Source organism: Clostridium saccharobutylicum DSM 13864, from assembly GCF_000473995.1.
GTDB classification, from domain to species: Bacteria; Bacillota; Clostridia; order Clostridiales; family Clostridiaceae; genus Clostridium; species Clostridium saccharobutylicum.
Genome location: NC_022571.1, coordinates 1,854,816 through 1,875,241 on the forward strand (window position 1 = coordinate 1,854,816; position 20,426 = coordinate 1,875,241).

General features: G+C 27.6%; 24 protein-coding genes and 1 other annotated feature. Of the genes, 13 read left to right on the forward strand and 11 right to left on the reverse strand.

Annotated features, from left to right (window positions below):
- Positions 1-10: 10 nt before the first annotated feature.
- Both CLSA_RS08110 and CLSA_RS08115 read left to right on the forward strand, forming a co-directional pair.
- Positions 11-604 (forward strand): FtsX-like permease family protein, encoded by a 594-nt coding sequence (locus tag CLSA_RS08110; RefSeq protein ID WP_022745154.1) that lies wholly within the window; start codon positions 11-13, stop codon positions 602-604.
- 481 nt (positions 605-1,085) lie between these two features.
- Positions 1,086-1,775, forward strand: a complete 690-nt coding sequence (locus CLSA_RS08115; protein ID WP_022745156.1) for a hypothetical protein — start codon at positions 1,086-1,088, stop codon at positions 1,773-1,775.
- A gap of 132 nt (positions 1,776-1,907) precedes the next feature.
- On the opposite strand, the gene CLSA_RS08120 is transcribed toward CLSA_RS08115, so the two are convergent.
- Together CLSA_RS08120 and CLSA_RS08125 are read right to left on the reverse strand one after the other, a co-directional pair.
- Entirely contained in the window at positions 1,908-2,126 is a 219-nt protein-coding gene (locus CLSA_RS08120; protein ID WP_022745158.1) for a DUF2922 domain-containing protein, read from the reverse strand.
- Positions 2,127-2,327: 201 nt separating this feature from the next.
- Positions 2,328-2,552, reverse strand: coding sequence for a DUF1659 domain-containing protein (locus tag CLSA_RS08125; RefSeq protein ID WP_022745159.1), 225 nt, complete (start codon positions 2,550-2,552; stop codon positions 2,328-2,330).
- 296 nt (positions 2,553-2,848) lie between these two features.
- Between CLSA_RS08125 and CLSA_RS08130 the strand changes: the two genes are divergently transcribed.
- The 7 genes from CLSA_RS08130 to arsB all read left to right on the forward strand — a co-directional run bounded on the left by CLSA_RS08130 (position 2,849) and on the right by arsB (position 9,549).
- Positions 2,849-3,889 (forward strand): galactose ABC transporter substrate-binding protein, encoded by a 1,041-nt coding sequence (locus CLSA_RS08130; protein ID WP_022745161.1) that lies wholly within the window; start codon positions 2,849-2,851, stop codon positions 3,887-3,889.
- A gap of 95 nt (positions 3,890-3,984) precedes the next feature.
- Entirely contained in the window at positions 3,985-5,061 is a 1,077-nt protein-coding gene (locus tag CLSA_RS08135; RefSeq protein WP_022745163.1) for a galactose ABC transporter substrate-binding protein, read from the forward strand.
- Between the two features lie 418 nt (positions 5,062-5,479).
- Positions 5,480-5,803: an ArsR/SmtB family transcription factor gene (locus CLSA_RS08140; RefSeq protein ID WP_022745165.1), complete on the forward strand. Its 324-nt coding sequence runs from the start codon at positions 5,480-5,482 to the stop codon at positions 5,801-5,803.
- A gap of 46 nt (positions 5,804-5,849) precedes the next feature.
- Positions 5,850-6,236: an arsenite efflux transporter metallochaperone ArsD gene (arsD, locus tag CLSA_RS08145; RefSeq protein ID WP_022745167.1), complete on the forward strand. Its 387-nt coding sequence runs from the start codon at positions 5,850-5,852 to the stop codon at positions 6,234-6,236.
- Between the two features lie 60 nt (positions 6,237-6,296).
- Positions 6,297-8,042 carry an arsenical pump-driving ATPase gene (gene arsA, locus CLSA_RS08150; protein WP_022745170.1) on the forward strand — a complete coding sequence of 582 codons (1,746 nt, stop codon included), beginning with the start codon at positions 6,297-6,299 and terminating at the stop codon, positions 8,040-8,042.
- 15 nt (positions 8,043-8,057) lie between these two features.
- Positions 8,058-8,471, forward strand: a complete 414-nt coding sequence (locus CLSA_RS08155; protein WP_022745174.1) for an arsenate reductase ArsC — start codon at positions 8,058-8,060, stop codon at positions 8,469-8,471.
- Positions 8,472-8,496: 25 nt separating this feature from the next.
- Positions 8,497-9,549 carry an ACR3 family arsenite efflux transporter gene (gene arsB, locus CLSA_RS08160; RefSeq protein WP_022745177.1) on the forward strand — a complete coding sequence of 351 codons (1,053 nt, stop codon included), beginning with the start codon at positions 8,497-8,499 and terminating at the stop codon, positions 9,547-9,549.
- Between the two features lie 182 nt (positions 9,550-9,731).
- Here the strand turns inward: arsB and CLSA_RS08165 are convergent, their stop codons facing one another.
- The 4 genes from CLSA_RS08165 to CLSA_RS08175 are packed head-to-tail and all read right to left on the reverse strand — an operon-like array spanning position 9,732 to position 11,435.
- The gene (locus CLSA_RS08165; protein ID WP_022745181.1) at positions 9,732-10,232 is read right to left on the reverse strand and encodes a GNAT family N-acetyltransferase; all 501 of its coding nucleotides are present in this window, start codon (positions 10,230-10,232) and stop codon (positions 9,732-9,734) included.
- Between the two features lie 51 nt (positions 10,233-10,283).
- Positions 10,284-10,601, reverse strand: a complete 318-nt coding sequence (locus tag CLSA_RS23850) for a class I SAM-dependent methyltransferase (protein WP_236903316.1) — start codon at positions 10,599-10,601, stop codon at positions 10,284-10,286.
- Positions 10,585-10,917, reverse strand: coding sequence for a class I SAM-dependent methyltransferase (locus CLSA_RS23855; RefSeq protein WP_236903317.1), 333 nt, complete (start codon positions 10,915-10,917; stop codon positions 10,585-10,587). The genes CLSA_RS23850 and CLSA_RS23855 overlap by 17 nt, the downstream gene beginning before the upstream one ends.
- 23 nt (positions 10,918-10,940) lie before the next feature.
- Positions 10,941-11,435: a MarR family winged helix-turn-helix transcriptional regulator gene (locus CLSA_RS08175; protein ID WP_022745184.1), complete on the reverse strand. Its 495-nt coding sequence runs from the start codon at positions 11,433-11,435 to the stop codon at positions 10,941-10,943.
- 285 nt (positions 11,436-11,720) lie between these two features.
- Positions 11,721-11,776, forward strand: a sequence feature (sodium ion sensor (DUF1646 type); this cis-regulatory element may regulate processes involved in with the transportation of sodium ions).
- Positions 11,777-11,962: 186 nt separating this feature from the next.
- Between CLSA_RS08175 and nhaA the strand changes: the two genes are divergently transcribed.
- Both nhaA and CLSA_RS08185 read left to right on the forward strand, forming a co-directional pair.
- Complete coding sequence (nhaA, locus tag CLSA_RS08180; protein WP_022745188.1) at positions 11,963-13,234, forward strand: Na+/H+ antiporter NhaA; 1,272 nt, start codon at positions 11,963-11,965, stop codon at positions 13,232-13,234.
- A gap of 167 nt (positions 13,235-13,401) precedes the next feature.
- The gene (locus CLSA_RS08185) at positions 13,402-14,865 is read left to right on the forward strand and encodes a SulP family inorganic anion transporter (protein ID WP_022745191.1); all 1,464 of its coding nucleotides are present in this window, start codon (positions 13,402-13,404) and stop codon (positions 14,863-14,865) included.
- A gap of 128 nt (positions 14,866-14,993) precedes the next feature.
- Here CLSA_RS08185 and CLSA_RS08190 read toward each other — a convergent pair whose 3' ends face one another.
- Entirely contained in the window at positions 14,994-15,323 is a 330-nt protein-coding gene (locus tag CLSA_RS08190) for a class I SAM-dependent methyltransferase (protein WP_022745195.1), read from the reverse strand.
- 231 nt (positions 15,324-15,554) lie between these two features.
- Here CLSA_RS08190 and CLSA_RS08195 point away from each other — a divergent pair, with 231 nt between their 5' ends.
- Positions 15,555-15,914, forward strand: a complete 360-nt coding sequence (locus tag CLSA_RS08195; RefSeq protein WP_077393768.1) for a 4Fe-4S dicluster domain-containing protein — start codon at positions 15,555-15,557, stop codon at positions 15,912-15,914.
- A 44-nt stretch (positions 15,915-15,958) separates the two neighbouring features.
- A complete protein-coding gene (locus tag CLSA_RS08200) occupies positions 15,959-16,660 on the forward strand; it encodes a GNAT family N-acetyltransferase (protein WP_022745202.1) in 702 nt (233 codons plus the stop codon).
- 109 nt (positions 16,661-16,769) lie between these two features.
- Here the strand turns inward: CLSA_RS08200 and CLSA_RS08205 are convergent, their stop codons facing one another.
- The 4 genes from CLSA_RS08205 to CLSA_RS08220 all read right to left on the reverse strand — a co-directional run bounded on the left by CLSA_RS08205 (position 16,770) and on the right by CLSA_RS08220 (position 20,212).
- Positions 16,770-17,357: an HD-GYP domain-containing protein gene (locus tag CLSA_RS08205; RefSeq protein WP_022745205.1), complete on the reverse strand. Its 588-nt coding sequence runs from the start codon at positions 17,355-17,357 to the stop codon at positions 16,770-16,772.
- A 29-nt stretch (positions 17,358-17,386) separates the two neighbouring features.
- Positions 17,387-18,094 (reverse strand): hypothetical protein, encoded by a 708-nt coding sequence (locus tag CLSA_RS08210; RefSeq protein WP_041716193.1) that lies wholly within the window; start codon positions 18,092-18,094, stop codon positions 17,387-17,389.
- A 151-nt stretch (positions 18,095-18,245) separates the two neighbouring features.
- Positions 18,246-18,845 carry a 30S ribosomal protein S4 gene (gene rpsD, locus CLSA_RS08215; protein ID WP_022745209.1) on the reverse strand — a complete coding sequence of 200 codons (600 nt, stop codon included), beginning with the start codon at positions 18,843-18,845 and terminating at the stop codon, positions 18,246-18,248.
- Between the two features lie 362 nt (positions 18,846-19,207).
- Positions 19,208-20,212 (reverse strand): helix-turn-helix domain-containing protein, encoded by a 1,005-nt coding sequence (locus CLSA_RS08220; protein WP_022745210.1) that lies wholly within the window; start codon positions 20,210-20,212, stop codon positions 19,208-19,210.
- Positions 20,213-20,426 lie beyond the last annotated feature (214 nt).

Here is a 20,426-nt window from a genome sequence, read left to right on the forward strand (position 1 = left end):
AAGGTGAAATATGAAGATTGATACATTTAAATATTTCTTTTTAGATGCGCTAAAGAATTTAAAACGAAATGGAACACTAACAATTTTTTCAGTATTTACTGTATCAGCAACTATTTTTATTGTTGGATTATTTTTAATATATTTGTTATCAGTTAATAAAAATTCTGCAACTATTTTTATTAACAATAAAGGAATGATCATAATTTTTAGATGGCTTGAAATTGCAGTTTTTATAATACTACCAATTATTTCATTATTTTTAATTGTAAATGCATTTAAGATGGCTATGTTTCCAAGGAGGAAAGAAATAAATATAATGAAGCTTGTTGGAGCCACTAATTGGTTTATCCGCTGGCCATTTATTATTGAAGGAGTAGTTATAGGAATTGTAGGAGCCTTTGGAGGAAATTTATCGTTATTTTTTATATATAGCTTCATCTACACTAAAGTAATGGAGTTTACGCCAGAATTAAGCCTCGTACAACCTGCTTTTATAACCAATACAATGCTTTTGCCATTTACAATAGTTGGTGCATTTATAGGACCTGTAGCAAGCATTATAGCTTTGAAAAAAATTCTTAAATGTGTAGTTTGGGAAAATTAAATAAATTGATAAAAGTAAATAATAACATTGAAATTTCGCATTATTTAGACTGACGATATGCGATTTTTTGTTGTGCAATACTACAATTAAGTGCATATTAAGTAAATTATAATTTGTCATAATACTGACATAATAAAGATGTAATATATATTACATAAAGTAGTTGAAATATTATTTATCCCCTTAAATAATTATTAACACGTATTAAGAATGATTTATTACACAATAATAGATCATTCTTTTTTATTTGCAGAAAATACTATATTTAACGTGTAGGCTAATTTTTTAAAACCGTGGATACGTATACGCTGATTCGAGTAAATTCATTTGGTATCGTTAAGGTTTTTTGATTATTAGTAATATTTTTATTAATATTTATTGGTAAATATATCTTGAATTTGAAAACATTAATTTAAATGTTAAAAAATTAAGATTGTATACGAAAAACTAATGAATACTAATTTATACAAGGAGTGGTTATATGTTATTAAGAACAGAAACTAATAATATAAATATAGAATATCAATGTAATAAAAATAGAAATTCAAACACAAATTCTTCTTTTTTCAACCAATTAAAGGATAGTATAGAGCTTAATAAAAGCAAATATAAAGTTACATATATGTATTCAAAACAAGAAACTCTAAAAAATATAAATAATAATATATCTCTGAATTATTCAAAAGAAGAAATTGAAAAAAGAAGATCAGAAATACATGAAATGCAAAAAGAATATGATAATGGAATATATGATCCAAATCTTTGTATGCCAAAAGTAAATACAAAGACAATGGAAAAAATACTCGATTTGGAAATCAAAAACAATAAACAGAATTACTATGATAATAGTGGGAAAATTAATATTAATAAAATTGCAGAGAAATGCGGAATATCTTTAAATAATGCTACTCCGATAGAATTGCAAAGTTTGAGAAGTGAACTAAAACATGAAGGTTTAATAGACGATGGTATTGACTATAATTTAGACATTTTTATTAATAGATCTTTCTCAGATAATTTTCTAAATGGAAATTCATCTAGATATGACATTTATAATAGCAAAAAATTTGATGTGTTTCAAAAAGTAAATTTTTTTATGAAAACAGATTATAAATATAATGATTTAATAAATTATAATATTGATAATAATATATTGAATTTCTTTAGCTAAAGGGACTGTGGCACTATGATATACTTCCATTATGGTAGAAAAATATTGTAAAATCGCATTATTCAAAAAATAGATATAAAAAATGGAGATTTATCCTTTCAACAAGGACAAACCTCCATTTTTTAATTAAAGCTAAGCTACATCAAATTTAGTAACTTGTCTTTGCGTTAATTGAGCACCAGCTTTTTTAACTAAGTCACCAGAATTAGTTTCAAAGATATTTTTAGATATAACAATGTCCATAAGAGCATTGACTTCATCTTTTGTAAGAGAAGTTTTAACACCACTAACACTTAAAGTAGTCTTTAAACCAGATTCAGTTAAAAAATTCATAGCTAAAGTATATTCCATTTAAATTACCTGCAATCCTAAAAATTTAATTATGATCTTGACTAAGGCACAATCAAAAAATAATAGACCAGTATACGTGGATATTTCGCGCCATACTGCGTCGACAAATTCTACTAATAGACCTGCTATGAGCAGAATTCGTATCCTTGTTTGACACGAAATATTCTACGAATCTTTGGGCTATTATTTATTTGAATGTGCCTAAGCATTTACTAAGCTAGAAGATTCATTGATAAAATAATCTCTAGTTTTAGCTGACATAACGCCTTTGATTGCTTCAGCAACATCATAGACATTTTGAGCAGCAGCATCTGTTTTTACATTAGAAAAAGTTTTCTTAGTGTAAATAGGAAGACCTGCTTTATCAGTACCACTTTGAACTTCAATACTTAATGAAGTAGTTTGAATTGATTTAGTAACAGCCATGTATTTTCCCTCCTTTAATTTGTTTTCATAGAGGATATATGGATAAGTTTTAGTGATTACATAATAAATATAAAAATATTTTTAGTTAATTAATTTTTTTAAAATGAGGTAAGTATTAGGATAAAAAGATTTTGGATGATTACAAATTATGAACACAATAAGCTGTAATAGCGACATTTCATTGTCAAAATGTATATAAGATAGAATAGAAAAATGTGCCGCTAAGAGAATAATTTTTACATTTATCCGTAACCTAATACTGATGTATATCATTTAAAGTGAGGTTGTACATAAAAATGAAAGTATTAAGGCAAACAATTAGGTCAATTTTAGTTATGTTAATAATTTTCACATTAATAATTACTACCGAAATACAAACATTTTCTAGTCCCATTAGCAGAAAACCAATTAACGTTGGAATAATATTATTTAGTTTAGATAATTCTGCTGCAGCACAACTTAAAAAAGAGTTTGATAATCTTCAAAATGAATATCCAGTCAAAGTTTCTGTCTTTAATCCTCAGAATAATTTGAGTGTGCAAGATGAAATGTTAGATTCTCTACTTAAAAATAAAATAGATTTGATTATAGCTATGCCAGCAGATACAAAAGAAAATGCTGTGAGAAATTTTATTGAAAGAGTTAAACCTTATAATACTCCTTTGGTAATGTTTAATATTCCGCCAGATGTCGTGACAAAAGTCTTAAAAGATTATAACAGAGTTGCTTTTGCAATACCTGCTTCTGATAAAACAGGTGAGATGCAAGGTGAAATTGTTAGAAATCTTTGGAACAATAAAAGTATTATAGACAAAAATGGTGATAATATTTTACAATATGTCCTTGTGAGAGGACCTAAAGAGGACGTAATAGCAGATAAAAGAACTCAAGGGATTACTTCAACACTTAAAAGTTCTGGTATAAAAACAGAATTACTTCAATCATTTGCTACAAATTGGACTGAAGAAGTAGCTAAAAGTTATATTGAAAATATATTTCTAACATATGGGGACAAAATTGAGGCAATAATTGCTAATGATGATGATTTATCAGTAGGGGCTGTCAAAGGTCTTCAAGAATATGGATATAACACAGGAGATGAATTAAAATATATACCGGTTTTTGGAATTAGTGGAACTCCTGAAGCTATAAGTTTAATTGATAAAGGACTTATGTCTGGAACTATTATTGTAGATATAAAAAAAGTAGCAGAGGACTTATACGCTATCGGAAATAACTTAATTAATAATGCAAATCCTACAGAAAATACAAACTTAAAATCTGAAGATGGTGTAATTATTATTGGTACAAATCCAAGGAAATATATTAAAGGTTAAAAGCGTAAAAGGTATAAAATTTTTATTAAAGTATATATTAAAATTAAAAGGTATATTTAAATATAGGAAGCGCTCAAAATAGTAAAGTTATACTTATGAAGACGAGAAGTGAGAGTGATATGAGAAGAATGGGAAGGAAACTAACAATTATTATAAGCATTATAATTGTATTTATGACTGGAGGGAATGCACTAGGAGAAACAATTAATACAAATGATACTATAATAAAACCTGTTAAGGTGGCAGTAGTAGTATATGATACTACAGGTGCTTATATATCTCAAGTTATTAATAATTTAAAAGATATTCAAAATAAAAATGAAGGAAAAGTTGAATTTGAGTTCTATTCTTCTAATAAAGATCAATCTGTACAGAATGAGATTATTGATACAAAACTACAAAATAAGGAAGTTAAACTTTTAATCGTGGAATTGGTTGATTTAAATAATCCGCAAGAAGTGATTGATAGAGCAAAAGAATATAATGTTCCAATAATTTTAATTAGCAGAGAAGCATCTAATAAAGATAGCATTAAATCATATGGAAAGTCTATCTTTATAGGAACTGATTTAGAGCAAGCTGGTGTGCTTGAAGGAGAATTTCTTGTTGATAAATGGAATAAAAATAAATATCTTATTGATAAAAATAAAGATAATATAATGCAATATATTATCTTTAATGGACCAAGTGATAATTTAGAAGCAATTGCAAGAGCAAAATATTCAGTTTTAACAATTAATGATGCAGGAATAGAGACGAAGAACATTGCATCAATATTTTGCGATTGGAGCACTAAAGACGAAGCTAAAAAAAGAATGGCAGCATTATTGTTACAGTGTAGTAATAATAATATTGAAGTTATAATTGCAACCAATGATAATATGGCAATAGGTGCAATTGAAGCACTTCAAGCTATGGGATATAACAATGGAGATAAAGAAAAAACAATCCCAGTTGTTGGTGTTGATGGGATACCAGAAGTGATAGAGTTAATTAAAAAAGGATTTATGGCAGGAACTGTTATTCAAGATGCTCAAGCTATGGCAGAAGCTGCTTATATTACTGGAATGAACTTAGTTGAAGGGAAAAAACCACTTGAGGGAACAAATTATAAATTTGATGAAATTGGAGCTACAATTCGAATTCCTTATAAGCGATATGCAGCTAATTAATTTGATTTTGGGTGATGATATAATAGTAATATAGAAACATAAATAGTTAAATTTGAAATAGACAAATATCATAGATACTTTGGTACAATACGTTGGGTTAATTTTTATAAAGTTTAAATAATAAATAGTAAAAGTAGAAGAAAAATAATATTTATTAAGGCAGTAAGGTGTTTATTTACTTTGCTGCCTTAATGCATAAAGTGAGTCTAAATAAGGAAATTAATTTAGTTTATAATCATTATAAAAAATTCAAATATTATTTTGTAACAGTAATTTAGTTCCTGAATAATATAACTATATAGATTGTTATATATTTAGTTGTGTTAAAAATGGATTAAATAAATGAGCTGTATTGACAATATATAGATAATGTTCTATATTGAGTATATAGACATATATCTATATGGGAAGGGCATGAATGAAAATGGATTATGAACAAAATGCAAAAATTTTTAAGGCTTTATCTGATTCGAGTAGATTAAAAATAATTGATATATTATCATGTGGTGAAAAGTGTGCATGTGATATTCTAGAATATTTTGATTTTACTCAACCAACACTTTCACATCATATGAAAGTATTAAGTGATTGTGGTCTTGTAGAGGTAAGAAAAGAGGGACTTTGGAATTATTATAGTTTAGATATTAATAATTGTAACAAGCTGACATTGTTTATGATGAATCTTGTAACAGAAACAAAAGATTGTATTTGTAAAAATAAATCTAATTGTACTTGTAAATAAAAATTTTCTATATTAATAAATTACTGGTGTAAAGGAGTTAATGAAAATGAAAAAAATGATAATATTTGACCCTGCTATGTGTTGTTCAACTGGTGTTTGTGGGCCATCAGTGAATAAGGAATTATTAAGAGTTGCAACTGTTCTGAATACTTTAAAGAATAAAGGAATACTAGTTGAAAGATACAATTTAACAAACAATCCTCAAATATTTGTAACTAATAGAGTTATAAATCAAATTTTAAATACTAAAGGTGTAGAAGCTTTACCTGTGATTATGGTAGATGGAGTTGTAGTTAAGGCAGGCAGCTACCCTACTAATGAAGAATTTTGCAAATTATTAGGAATACCATCGGATACTTTAAAACTTACTATTAAGAAAGCCAGTGTAAAGAAATCAGCTAAAAGCTGTGGCTGTAAAGGTGGATGCTGCTAAGAAGATGCATAGGTTTACTAGAAAAAATAAATATGTTTACGTAGAAGGGAAGAGAAAATTATGTTTAAAGCATTTAATATAAAAGAAATAAACTTGACTAAGTATTTATTTTTTACTGGAAAGGGTGGAGTAGGTAAAACTTCAACTGCTTGTGCTGTAGCTTTAAATTTAGCTGATGAAGGAAAAAGGATAATGCTTGTAAGTACTGATCCGGCTTCTAACCTTCAAGATGTATTTAATACCGAATTAAACAATAAAGGTATTCAAATAAAGGAAGTTCCAAGATTAACTGTTGCAAACTTTGAACCAGAAGCTGCCGCAGCTGAATATAGGGAAAGTGTAATTGGGCCTTATAGAGGAAAGTTACCGCAATCAGTAATAGATAATATGGAAGAGCAATTATCGGGTTCATGCACTGTAGAGATTGCTGCTTTTAATGAATTTTCTGGGATGATAACTGATGAAAAAGTGTTTAATGAATATGATCATATTATTTTTGATACAGCCCCAACAGGTCATACTTTAAGGATGTTGCAATTGCCTTCTGCATGGAGCAATTTTATTAGTGAAAGTACTCATGGAGCATCATGTTTAGGTCAGCTTGCAGGGCTTGAAGATAAGAAGGAAATGTATAAAAATGCCGTAGATACTTTAGCAGATAAGAATAAAACAACACTTATACTTGTTACACGTCCTGAAGATTCTCCACTAAAAGAAGCAGAAAGGGCTTCAAATGAGCTTCAAGAAATAGGAGTAAAAAATCAGATACTAGTTATAAACGGCGTACTTCAAAATCATGATGATGAACTTTCAACTGCTATTTATGAAAAGCAACAAAAGGCGCTTCAAAATATGCCAGCTAAATTTAAGAATATAGAAACATTTGAAATTCCTCTAAGACCTTATAATATAACAGGACTTGAAAATGTAAGAGCTTTGCTAAAAGAAAATAATATTAAAATTAGTCAAGATTCTTTAAATACTGCTCATATACCAAAACTAAAAAATGTCATAGAAGATCTTTATAATAGCAATAAAAAAGTTATTTTTACAATGGGTAAAGGTGGAGTAGGAAAGACAACTATAGCTTCAGCTATAGCATTAGGTTTAGCTAAAAAAGGTAAGAAGGTTCACTTGACAACCACTGACCCAGCAGCACATTTGAAGTTTGTACTTGATGAGAGTTGCGGTATTTCTTTAAGTAACATTGATGAAAAACAAGAACTTGAAAAGTATAGACAAGAAGTATTAGCCAAGGCAAGAGAAAACAATATGAGTGATGAAGACATTGAATATATTGAAGAAGATTTAAGATCACCTTGTACTCAGGAAATAGCAGTATTTAGAGCTTTTGCAGAAATAGTTAAAAAATCAGAAAATGAAATAGTAGTAATAGATACAGCACCAACAGGACATACTTTATTACTTTTAGATTCAACAGAAAGCTACAATAAAGAAATTTCTAGATCAGAAGGGGATATACCAGAATCAGTTATAAAGTTATTGCCTAGATTAAGAAATGAAAAAGAAACAGAGGTTGTTATAGTAACTTTAGCTGAAACTACTCCAGTATATGAGGCTATGAGACTTCAAAAAGATTTAGAAAGAGCAAAAATTCATAGCAAATGGTGGATAATAAATTCAAGCCTTTATGCAACTAATACAACTAATGAAGTTTTAAAGGCAAAAGCAAGTAATGAAATTCAATGGATTAATAAAGTCGATGAAATTTCAAATGGAAATTTTGCTATTATCGAATGGAAAGCTGAAAACGTAAGAGGAAAAAATTTAAATAACTTAATTTAGAGGAGAGATAAAGATATGAAACCCAAAGTAGCATTTATATGTGTTCACAATTCTTGTAGGTCACAGATGGCAGAGGCACTAGGAAAATTATATGGAATTGATATATTTGAAAGTTACTCAGCAGGAACAGAAACAAAACCTCAAATAAATCAAGATTCAGTAAGAATTATAAAAGATTTATACGATATTGATATGAATGAAACACAAAAATCTAAACTTTTGGCTAAGATTCCTAATGTTGATATTGTGATAACTATGGGGTGTAATGTAGAGTGTCCATTTTTACCTTGCAAATATAGAGAAGATTGGGGATTAGATGATCCAACAGACAAAAGTGATGAAAGATTTATAGAGACAGCTAAGACTATAGAAGAAAAAATAAAAGATTTAGCAAAGAGAATTAAGAATAATGAAATTAATTTAGATTAATAAATAATAATAGGGGGAGTTAAAATTGAGTAATAAATCATCAAGATTATCATTCTTAGACAGATATCTAACTCTTTGGATATTTGCAGCAATGGCACTTGGAATATTACTTGGATGGGGAGTGCCATCATTATCAGCAGGACTTGCAAGTTTATCTGTTGGAACAACATCAATACCAATAGCTATAGGGCTAATAGTAATGATGTATCCACCACTTGCAAAAGTAAATTACAAGGAACTAGGAAAAGTATTTAAAAATCCAAAAGTTCTTGGTTTATCATTAGTTCAAAATTGGTTTATTGGACCAATCTTGATGTTCGTACTTGCTTTTGTATTTTTAAAGTCTGATTCAGAATTAATGACAGGACTTATTCTTATAGGACTAGCTAGATGCATAGCTATGGTAATTCTTTGGAACAGTTTAGCAGATGGAGATAGCGAATATGCAGCAGCCTTAGTAGCTTTTAATTCTATATTTCAAGTAGTATTTTATTCAGTATTTGCTTATTTCTTTATTACAGTATTACCACCTGTATTTGGACTTACAGGATATGAAGTTCATATTTCCATGGGAGAAGTAGCAACGTCTGTTGCAATTTATCTTGGTATTCCTTTCTTATTAGGAATGCTTACTAGGCTTATATTAGAACCTATGAAGGGAACAGAATGGTATGTGAAAAAATTTGTTCCTAAGATCAGTCCATTAGCGTTAATTGCTTTATTATTTACAATTGTAGTAATGTTTATGTTTAAAGGAAAGTATATTGTAGAGTTACCTGTGGATGTTATTAAAGTAGCAATACCGCTTGTAATATATTTTATAGTAATGTTTTCTGTTTCATTCTATATAAGCTATAAATCAGGTATAAATTATCATCAAACTACTACTTTATCATTTACAGCAGCAAGTAATAACTTTGAACTCGCAATAGCTGTTGCAGTAGCAGTATTCGGAATTCAATCAAGGGTGGCATTTGCTGCAGTAATAGGTCCGTTAATAGAAGTTCCAGTAATGATTGCTTTAGTAAATGTAGCATTATATTGGGGAAGAAAATATTTTGGATTAAAGCATGAGTAAAAAAAGCCATATACAGGATTGGGGAATGTACCTGAATCTTTAGATCGCGAATCAGTAGTGTTTAAAAAAGCTATAGAGAGTTGAAAAATGTATTAAAAGCTAGCAGTTCAAAATAAATTGCACTGTTATAGCTTTTTCTATTTAGAATACAATCGATTATGCCAGTACATTCTATAAGTTTTTTAATAAACTCCAACTAATTTGCTTCTACGTTCCATTAAAACTGTATCATGCCATACGCCGTTATCCATCTTAGCAACTTTTTCCCTTATACCTATTTCTCTAAAACCACATTTCTTATGTAGTTCTATGCTAGAAGTATTTTCTCTTATTATTCCAGATTGTAATGTCCAGAAATTATTTTCTTCTGATAGCTTAACTAAGTTAGTCATAAGAGATTGCCCTATTCCTAAACCTCTGTAATTTTCTCCTATATAAATGCTGACTTCAGCTACGCCAGAATAAACAGTTCTACTTGATGTAGGACTTAACACAGCAAAACCTAGAACTTTTCCTTCGGATTTAGCAACTAATCTACAAGACTTTATATGGCCATTATTCCATTCTTCAAAAGTTGGTATTGAATTTTGAAAAGTAGCAATACCAGTGTTAATACCTTCAAGATATATTTTTGAAACTTCATCCCAGTCGGATTCTTTCATTTCTTCAATTTTGTAATTCATAACTTAGTAACTCCTTTATTAATACAATTAAAAAATATATATTGATTATTTTTAAATCTTTTCTCCATATGCAACGAAAATACTTATACTAGCTTTACCGTAGCCACATTTAGAATCAGCACAGCAATTGCTTCCTGCACAGTCTACAGTTATATTTTTAAGACCAGAACTTTCGAACCATTTGGAAATATCTTTTCTGTTAAACCCCATCCAAACATCATATTGTTCAGTTTTTAAAAATTCAAAGTTATGTTCATCTAAATCAGTAATTATAAGCTTTCCGCCTAATTTTAAGATTCTGTACATTTCTTTTATTACTATACTTGGATTTTCAACATGATGTAAGAATATATTAGCAAATAAATACATAATCTACTGAATTATCCTCGATAGGTATGTTTTCACCTACTCCTTGAACACACTTAAGATTTTTATAGTGAGAAAACTTATCTTTTAATAAATTAAGCATTTCAAATGACTGGTCAACGGCAATGACTTTTATATTTCTTTTAATTAATCCTTCTGTGATAAAGCCAGTTCCAGCCCCAATATCAGCAGCAATTTTTCCTTCTTCAACATGTGCAGTTTTATAAGCTGCTTTTCTTACGTCATCTGAAAAAAAGTTATTTCTCATATTGTCCCAATTAGATGCAACTTCATCAAAATATTCTTTACTTTGTTTCATTTTAATAACCCCCAATATATTTATTAATTTTTATTTGTTTTATTGCACTTATTATTTATATCTTTATTACAACAAGTAGACATGCTTTCATTTTTAGCCAAAGCTTCAATAATAATATTTAATCCATTAAAAACAATTAATTGGTTTTCTAACGAGATTTGATTAAAAATATTTTTGAATTTATTATCCATATTGCTTTCAATATCTGTGAAAAGTTTTAATCCTTTTTCTGTTAATTTAATATCTACACTTCGTCTATCTGTTTTTGATGGAGTTCTAAATACAAATTCTTTTTTTACAAGGCTGTCTACAGTTCTGCTCATAGTACTAATATCCAGGTCAATTAAATTAGCTAAGTCTTTTAGTGAAATATTTTCTGCACGTCCTATTTCGACTAATGCATGACATTGAGCTAAAGTAACCTCCAAGCAACAGCTGTCTTGCTTATTTAATAATCCAAGTTTTCGATCTAGTATTCTTATCAATTCTCTAAAATTTTTGCTATTAACGTCATTCAAAAATATCACTCCTTAGGAAAATAATAGCATATTTAATTGTAAGATACAACTATTGTGTTTAGAAAGTAATTTTGAAATTATATTAGGTAATATGTAAGTTATATTATTATTCGTCTTCCTCAAACTCATTATTTTTACAGAAATATGTTTACTGATGAAACTACTGATAAATAAATATATATGATTGGAAATAACTACCATTTTCAATCATCAGATAAATGTTGATTAGAATAGTAATATATAATATAATTGATACTATTGATATAAATGAATATAATTAGATACGGTTGGGCAAATTACATTATTTGCTTTCAAGCAATTAGTTTCTGGGGTGGGAAACTCTATTTTGAGTGTTCCCGCCTTTTTTGCGTTAAAAAATAAATATTCTAAAGGTAGTTTTACATATCAGGCACATGAAAGAACATAATCATGGCAGATGCACCTGTTATTCTTTTGAACGTGCCTTACATTGTATTACAATTGAGCCTTTGGTTATAAATAATATTATAGAAAGATGAGGAGAAAATATGAAAAATAAGATTAAAAATAAAGTTTTAAGTCCATTTCTACACTTCTTTAGAAGTGAATCTTCTAGTGGCATAATACTTTTAATTTGTGCTATAACTGCAATAATAATTGCTAATTCTAATTTTGCTTCAGTGTATGAAAATATACTTCATACATATTTAACTATTGGATATGGGGAGTTCTCTCTATCAATGTCAGTTATTCATTGGATTAACGATGGATTAATGGCTGTATTTTTCTTAGTAGTTGGAATGGAAATAAAGAGAGAAGTGGTATTTGGGGAACTTAAATCATTTAAAAAGACAATACTTCCAATATCAGCAGCTATGGGAGGAATGATTGTTCCAGCAATTATTTATTCATTATTTAACTATAATCAGCCAACAATTACAGGATGGGGAATACCGATGGCAACAGATATTGCTTTTGCACTTGGAGTACTTTCTTTAGTTGCTAAAAATGCACCTAAGGGTATAGTGGTTTTTCTTACGGCATTGGCTATAGTTGATGATTTAGGAGCTATTATAGTAATAGCAATATTTTATAATAGCCAAATTTCATGGATAGCACTTTTAATAGGATTAATAGTATTTATTGCGCTTTTATTAGCTAATAAATTTAAAGTTAAATATACATCTGTTTATATTATCTTGGGAGTAATTTTATGGCTTTGTCTTCTAAAATCAGGTATACATGCAACAATTGCTGGAGTTTTACTTGGAATTTCATTACCAATTGGAGAAAATATTCATAAATTTAAATCTTCAATTTTATATAAGTTTGAACATGTTTTAACACCTTGGTCTAGTTATGGGATTATGCCAATCTTTGCTTTTGCAAATGCAGGTATAACAATTAATGCAGAAGGTTTTTCAAGTAATATATTTTCGCCAGCTTGTTTAGGAATTATATTTGGTCTTTTTATTGGCAAACAAATAGGCATATTTGGAACTTCATATATTCTAGTAAAATTAAAAATTGCTAAATTCCCATCTGGTGTAACCAAAAGGCATTTATATGGTGCAAGTGTTCTTGGAGGGATTGGATTTACCATGTCAATATTTGTTTCATCATTATCATTTACAGATCCAAGTATATTGTCTTTGGCAAAATTGTGTATTATGATTGCTTCAATTTTAGCTGCAGTATATGGCACAATAGTTTTTAAATTTATAAAATCTAAAAGTAAAAAAAATACTAAAGATATCAAAAACATTATTGAATCTGAAAAAGGACTAGAAAATCTAGTAAAATATATACAAACAGTGTAAAAATCACTTTAAAATAAACACATAATCTTTGTCGCTGTGATTAATCAATGTTAATTGACTGTATGATAGTATTCATGATAACATTATGAAGCCTTAATTGGAATAAAAAACTGTTTATTTATATATTAGAAAGATTTTCAGTAATAAAAGAAGAAAGAAGGAATTAGATGAAAGAAATTAGAAAAGAGTGGTTTGGAAATATTAAAGGAGATCTGCTGGCAGGAATAGTTGTATGTATGGCATTAATACCAGAGGCAATAGGATTTTCTATAGTAGCTGGAGTTGATCCTATGATTGGAGTATATGCATCTTTTTGTATGTCATTAATTATATCAATTTTTGGTGGAAGAACAGGAATGATTTCGGCTACAGCTGGTGCAATGGCATTAGTTTTAGCAAGTTTAGTAAAAGAACATGGAATAGAGTATATGTTTCTAGCAACAATACTTACAGGAGTATTCCAAGTTACATTAGGATTTTTAAAGATAGGAAATTTATTAAAGTTTATACCTAGGCCAGTTATGATAGGATTTGTAAATGCACTAGGAATAATGATGTTTAAGTCACAATTATCTTACTTTAAAGGATCATTCATTTTGATAATTTTAGGCGCAATAGGTATTTCAATAATTTATTTATTTCCTAAATTAACAAGAGCAGTACCATCTCCAATAATATCAATAATAATTGTTACATTAATAGTTGTTATATTTAAGATCGATGTAACTACTTTAGGGGATATGGGAAAAATAAATAGTGATTTACCAAAATTTTTAATACCTAACATACCATTTAATATGGAAACATTAAAAATAATATTACCATATTCTATGTCACTTTCATTAGTTGGTCTTGTAGAATCGTTATTAACAGCTCAGTTAATTGATGATTTAACAGATACTCCAAGTGATAAGAATAGAGAATGTGTTGGTCAAGGATTGGCTAATATAACATGTGGATTTTTTGGTGGAATAGCAGGGTGTGGAATGATCGGACAAACACTTATAAATCATAATTATGGTGGAAGAGGGCGATTATCAACTCTTACAGCAGGAACAGCCATGCTGATTTCAGTAATAGTATTAAATAAATTTGTTGTACAAATTCCAGTAGTTGCTTTAGGTTCTGTTATGGTAGTTGTATCAATAACTACATTCAATTGGGCATCAATAAAGAGAATAACAAAAGTACCAAAAACAGATACAATTGTAATGATTTCAACAGTTATAGTAGTTTTATTAACTCATAACTTAGCTTATGGAGTTATTCTTGGGATAATATTAAGTGCACTATTTTTTGCATCTAAGATATCTGAAATCAAAGTTAAGAAAATCAAAGAAGATACAAAAACTATATATGTAGTTAATGGTCAGTTATTCTTTGCATCTACACTAAAATTTGTTAATAGTTTTGATTTTACAGAAAAGATTCAATTTGTAAATATAGATTTATCTAAGGTGAAAATTTGGGATGAATCAGCAGTTGATGCTATAGATAAAGTTGTACTTAAATTTCATAAAAATGGAGTTAAAGCTAACTTGATAGGAATGAGTAATAAATGCTTAGAACTAGTTGATAGAATGGCTGTCCATAATAAACCAGGTGGATTAGAGCTATATGGAAAACATTAAATTTAAAACATATGTATTCTGAAGAATATTACAATATATATTCTTCAGAATATGCACATATAAAAATCCAAAGCATTTATTCTAATCATATATAAAATTCAAGATATTCTGATTTTATATAAAGTAAATTAAATTTCAGCTATTATGCCATAAAAATTATCACTAATGTTTATAAATTCTATATTTGAAAATCCAAGTTTATCTAGAATTTTCATTAAGATTATTCTATCTAGTCTATGGTCAATAGGCGGCCCAAATTCACTATCAACTTTTTTCCATTCAACAATAGCAATTTTTCCATTAGGCTTTATAATTCTTTTTACTTCACTTAAAAAGTTTTCTTTTTCATCACCTTCATGTAATCCAAGATCAATAAGAGTTTGTTCTGGTGGTAACAGCTCTCTTCTTTTTTCATTATCAAGTTTATGTTTATTCTTTGCATCAAATTTATGTGCCATTTTTTAAAATGCACCTCATAAAATTTGTTTTCATTATATATTATATAACTTAAGTATAATCTTAATTTATAATAATACATAATAAGAAAAATCAAATGTGATTTAATAACTGAAAAATTAATTGTATTTTGATAAATGTGATATATAAAATAAAGCTTCGATTGGAAATTTATTTTTTATATAATTTTATGTTTATGGTAAATTTATCTACGATATAATATATAATAAAAAATGATAGAGAATATTTTCAAAACAAATAATTTAAATGATTTAATTATACAAATTCCAAAAGGAAAGCTGCCGTTAATGGCAAAGATTTTACCTAAGAATAGTGCTAGGATATTTACTAAAACACCTTTTGCAGATATGAAAATATGTAATAAGTGTGGTGTGTGTATAAAATTATGTCCAATGAAAGCAATAAATAAAGATACATTAGATATAAATGAGGATAAGTGTATTCGTTGTTTTAGTTGTGTAAAGAGATGTCCTAAAAAGGCTAGGAAAATTGTTTATAAGCCAAAATTTTTGGTTTCTAAAATATTGACTATAAAAAATAAAAATGCAAAGATACCACAAATATATATTTAGATGTAAATATCCTTCAATAGAATTTAAAGAAGGAGTAAAAGATAATGAATACAGAAATAAGAACAATAGAGGAACTTACAATAAATGCATTTCCTGCATTACAAACAGAAATATATGATGGATGGATATTACGTTTTTCAAATGTATATACTTATAGAGCAAATTGTATATGTCCAATTTATTCTTCAGAAAATAACATTTTAGACAAGCTACATTTTTGTGAAAATAAATATATAAGTAGAGGACTACCATCAATTTTTAAAATTACTAGTAATACAGATAATGAACTAGATAGAACTTTAGAGAATAAGGGTTATAGAAAAGTTAAGACTGTCAATCTTATGTATCGTTCAATTGAAGCAATGTCAATTGGCAATATAGAAGGGGTTGAGATTAGTAATCATATTGATGATGAATGGCTAGATGCATCTATTAGTCTGAGTGAAATAAAAAGAATTGATTTACAAGAAATACAGTGTAAAATGCTGAAAAACATTGCGAGTAGCCTTGTATGTGTGAAAGCCAAAGAAAATGGACTAGTTGTAGGATGCGGTCTGGGAATTATTGATAATGGATTTATTGGTTTATATGATATCCATGTTGATAAGAAATACAGAAGAAGGGGAATTGGATTAAATATTTGTAAGGCTATTTTAAAGTTTGGTATAGAAAATAATGTTGATAAGGCTTATTTACAGGTTCATAGTTTAAATGATAAGGCAATCAACATGTATAATACTTTTTAGATGATAGTGATTCAATAATTTTTTTGAATGTGCCTAAAGAAAAATGATACTGCAAAAAGGAAGTAGTATTATAACACAACTTCCTTTTGTTAGATAATATATAATTGTTTCATAAATAATATGGCACTACAATTGTATTCCAATTTTCAATTATACAATCAGCTATTTTAGGGTCATACATTATTCCACTATTTTGTAATATTTCATTATAGCACTCAATATTACTTATTAATTGTTTATAAGGTCTGTTGCTTCTCATAGCATCTATAGAATCACAAATAGCTATTATCCGAGATCCTAAAGGAATTTGTTCTTTAGATAATTTAGATGGGTATCCAGATCCATCCCATCTTTCATGATGATGCAAAACTATATGTGAAATTTCTTTTAAACTTTTTGTCTTTTTTAATATGTTATATCCTATTTCAGGATGCATTTTCATTTGTTCCCATTCATTTAAATCAAGTTTACCTTTTTTATTTAATACATTATCTGATACGCCTATTTTCCCAATATCATGTAAATGTCCAGCAATATGAAGAATTTGTAAATTAGAATTATCTAGACTTAATTTTTTACCTAAATCATATGCCATATTACCTACTCGAGTAGAATGACCTGCTGTATAAACATCTTTTGCATCTAATGCTGCAGTTAGTGCTTCTATAATATCATGGTACATTTCAAAATTTATCATTTTATCATTATCCTTTGCAAAAAAATATATCAAAATAAGACAGGAATATTTATGTTTAAAATATCAATGAATTTCTTATTTAATAAAGGCTCTGTTAGTACATTATCACAAGTGAATTTAAGTTTATCTAAACTCATGGATATTTCTTCTTCTATAAATTCATCACAATCAGACCATCCAACAGAGTTTTTTATAAAATTAAAGACATCTGATGGAGAATCAAACATTTGTAAAAATATCTTTTTATTAGAATCTTTATCCCAGTCATTATTAAATTTTTCGCAAAAAGATTTTAAAGCAATATTTAGTAGTGATTCATCAAATAACCATAGATTATTTAGAAAAGAATAAGAATTATTCATAGAATCAACTGAATTTAAATCAATATCTTTAGTACAGTCGATTACTTCATTAACAACTGTTGGGTATGATGCTAATGGCATATAAAAATCATTACAATTATCATCAAACCAAGTGAAAAAAGCTGTAGGAAGGAAAACATTTTGTAAAAAACCTAAAAGTTTATAGGTAGATGGATAGACAGCAAAACCATAGTGAAAGATGTTCTTTTCATTATCAAGTATTCCAGTATATATTATTCTGGAATCTTGAGTTATATTTGCATTTTCAAAGTAACCTTCCCATAAATTAGCATGATTAATAATCATATGTTCCCAAAAATAATGATGTTTGTATGGATTTCTACAAATAGTTTTTAATTGTGGATTAACTTTCAATGTAAATTGCCTCCTTTCAAATTTTGATTAGGCACATTAAAATAAACAACAAGTCCAATATGAACTATATATTTTTTTGTTGTACTGAATACAGGGATAACTAAATATTTGAAAATTAAATACTTAGTTATCTCCAGTTTAAACTAAATTATTAACTTAATTTTGAATAGAATTCTACAACTAATGAATCATTAATTTCAATAGGAACTTCATTTCTAAGAGGATATCTTAGAAGAGTACCTGAAAATTCATTTTCATTTTTATCTAAATATGGGTAAGTATTAAGAATATTAGATAGAAAATTATTTTTAAAAGTTTCATTTTTTTGTGATTTTTCTCTTAAAGTAATTACATCGCCTATATTTACATTAAATGATGGAATATTTACTTTACTGTCATTTACTAAGAAATGACCATGTACTACCATCTGACGTGCCCCTGCTACAGAATTCGCAAATCCTAACCTGTAAACAATATTGTCAAGTCTGCATTCTAATCTCTTAATTAAAGAATACCCAGTTTGTTCTTTATCTTTTAGAGATTTTTTTACATAAGTAGAGAATTGTTTTTCCATAACTCCGTAATATGATCTTAATCTTTGTTTTTCTAACAACTGAATTCCGTAAGCAGAAAGCTTTCTAGCATTTCTAGCACTGCCGTTATCAGTTCTTTTCATTGCATTAGGATGACCAATTACATTTAATCCTAATCTTCTACATAATTTAAATCTTGGTGTTCTCATTTTTGCCATAATAATTATCATCTCCATATAGAAATTTGCCGCGATAAAATTAAGCCTGAGAATAATATAGCACATCATAAATCAAATGTAAATGAAATTCATTATCAATAAAAACAAGAGAGAAATGAATCCAAAGTTATTGAAATAGGGATTAAAACTTTAAGAGCTTATAGTATAGTCTTTCCGGTTTTTGGATTCCAAACAATTTATATGGGATTATTTTTAGCATTAAGTTAAAAAAGAGTATGTTAAAGATACAATCAATAGAACGAGTAAATAATGATATTATAGTATAACAGATTTTATTGTGCATTATATAAATTAAAAGGATAACTAAGTGGAGAATCTGTTTTTTATCATAATGAAAAATATTAATCATATAGTGAATTTGTATTATTTTTCGATGGTTTAAAAATCTCCAAGGTTTTACGTCTAAACTGAGTTGGGGTAAAACCAGTTTCTATTTTGAAAAATTCAGCAAAACTACCTTGATTTTTATATCCTACTAATTTAGCAATATCAAGGATTGATAGTGACGTATTTTCAAGGAAGTTTCTGGCGTGATTAAGTCGAATGTTTCTTAAATATTCAGTTATCGACATATTGAATTTAGCTTTGAAAATTTGTGATAATTTGCTTCTGCCTATGTAAAATAATTGTTCAAGAGTTTTAATGTCTATGGAGTTGCGATAATTTTTTTCAAGATAGTTAGCTACATTAAGCAGAAGTTCATGATCTTCTTTAGAGAGAACAACTTGATTTAACGAAGAATTTTTATTATGTTGAATGATTAATGATAATAATTCAAGAATTTTTCCGCGATAATAAAGAGCGGCACAAGAAGAATCAACTGGTGTCTTAAAAATTTGAGTTAGTACTGACTTAATATAAGGAAATTCTATAGATTGTCCATTAAAACATTTATTTAATAATGTATTTTCATCTATATCTAAAGTTTTAATAAAAGGTTTGGACAGTGTAATATTAAAACTTTTAAAGTGAAAGTTCTTTTCTATTAAGTTATTAAATATACCTTTAGGAGAATAATAGCTGATTATATTTTTAACATTATTATTAGGGTATGAATATTTAGAATAAGGATAGATGTATTGAGCAGTATTATTGTTAAGAGTTGAAATTTGATAATATTCAGGAGAAGCATAATTTATATTAAAAGTTATTTTTGGAGTAATATCATAAATGTAAATAATAAATAAATCTTTAAAACAATTAGCATAAATACTACCATCACCTAATTTAGGATTACAAGAATATTTTAATTCTACATTGTTATTACAATGTCTTATTCTTTCATCTAAGTTCATTTCCATTTGAGTTAATTGTGGTAAGAGTAATTTTTCAAAAAAACTGTTCATTTAAAAATCTCCTTTAATTAAATTTCGGGATATATCCGCTGAATTTCGGGATATATCCTTAAATCTTTATTAACAATTGACTTATAAAAAATTAAAGTGTTTAATAAAAACAATCAGTTAGTAACAACTAACTAACCTATAAAATTATAGCATATTTAAATATAAATAGAAATAAAATATCCAGAATGTAGTGAAAATAATTTTTATTAGTAAT

What these genes read in the sequence shown, in the direction of transcription:
- CLSA_RS08110 (WP_022745154.1), top strand. Translation starts at nt 11, where the DNA reads ATGAAGATTGATACATTTAAATATTTCTTTTTAGATGCGCTAAAGAAT.
- CLSA_RS08115 (WP_022745156.1), top strand. Translation starts at nt 1,086, where the DNA reads ATGTTATTAAGAACAGAAACTAATAATATAAATATAGAATATCAATGT.
- CLSA_RS08120 (WP_022745158.1), bottom strand. Translation starts at nt 2,126, where the DNA reads ATGGAATATACTTTAGCTATGAATTTTTTAACTGAATCTGGTTTAAAG.
- CLSA_RS08125 (WP_022745159.1), bottom strand. Translation starts at nt 2,552, where the DNA reads ATGGCTGTTACTAAATCAATTCAAACTACTTCATTAAGTATTGAAGTT.
- CLSA_RS08130 (WP_022745161.1), top strand. Translation starts at nt 2,849, where the DNA reads ATGAAAGTATTAAGGCAAACAATTAGGTCAATTTTAGTTATGTTAATA.
- CLSA_RS08135 (WP_022745163.1), top strand. Translation starts at nt 3,985, where the DNA reads ATGAAGACGAGAAGTGAGAGTGATATGAGAAGAATGGGAAGGAAACTA.
- CLSA_RS08140 (WP_022745165.1), top strand. Translation starts at nt 5,480, where the DNA reads ATGAAAATGGATTATGAACAAAATGCAAAAATTTTTAAGGCTTTATCT.
- arsD (WP_022745167.1), top strand. Translation starts at nt 5,850, where the DNA reads ATGAAAAAAATGATAATATTTGACCCTGCTATGTGTTGTTCAACTGGT.
- arsA (WP_022745170.1), top strand. Translation starts at nt 6,297, where the DNA reads ATGTTTAAAGCATTTAATATAAAAGAAATAAACTTGACTAAGTATTTA.
- CLSA_RS08155 (WP_022745174.1), top strand. Translation starts at nt 8,058, where the DNA reads ATGAAACCCAAAGTAGCATTTATATGTGTTCACAATTCTTGTAGGTCA.
- CLSA_RS08165 (WP_022745181.1), bottom strand. Translation starts at nt 10,232, where the DNA reads ATGAATTACAAAATTGAAGAAATGAAAGAATCCGACTGGGATGAAGTT.
- CLSA_RS23850 (WP_236903316.1), bottom strand. Translation starts at nt 10,601, where the DNA reads ATGTATTTATTTGCTAATATATTCTTACATCATGTTGAAAATCCAAGT.
- CLSA_RS23855 (WP_236903317.1), bottom strand. Translation starts at nt 10,917, where the DNA reads ATGAAACAAAGTAAAGAATATTTTGATGAAGTTGCATCTAATTGGGAC.
- nhaA (WP_022745188.1), top strand. Translation starts at nt 11,963, where the DNA reads ATGAAAAATAAGATTAAAAATAAAGTTTTAAGTCCATTTCTACACTTC.
- CLSA_RS08185 (WP_022745191.1), top strand. Translation starts at nt 13,402, where the DNA reads ATGAAAGAAATTAGAAAAGAGTGGTTTGGAAATATTAAAGGAGATCTG.
- CLSA_RS08190 (WP_022745195.1), bottom strand. Translation starts at nt 15,323, where the DNA reads ATGGCACATAAATTTGATGCAAAGAATAAACATAAACTTGATAATGAA.
- CLSA_RS08195 (WP_077393768.1), top strand. Translation starts at nt 15,555, where the DNA reads ATGATAGAGAATATTTTCAAAACAAATAATTTAAATGATTTAATTATA.
- CLSA_RS08200 (WP_022745202.1), top strand. Translation starts at nt 15,959, where the DNA reads ATGAATACAGAAATAAGAACAATAGAGGAACTTACAATAAATGCATTT.
- CLSA_RS08205 (WP_022745205.1), bottom strand. Translation starts at nt 17,357, where the DNA reads ATGATAAATTTTGAAATGTACCATGATATTATAGAAGCACTAACTGCA.
- rpsD (WP_022745209.1), bottom strand. Translation starts at nt 18,845, where the DNA reads ATGGCAAAAATGAGAACACCAAGATTTAAATTATGTAGAAGATTAGGA.
- CLSA_RS08220 (WP_022745210.1), bottom strand. Translation starts at nt 20,212, where the DNA reads ATGAACAGTTTTTTTGAAAAATTACTCTTACCACAATTAACTCAAATG.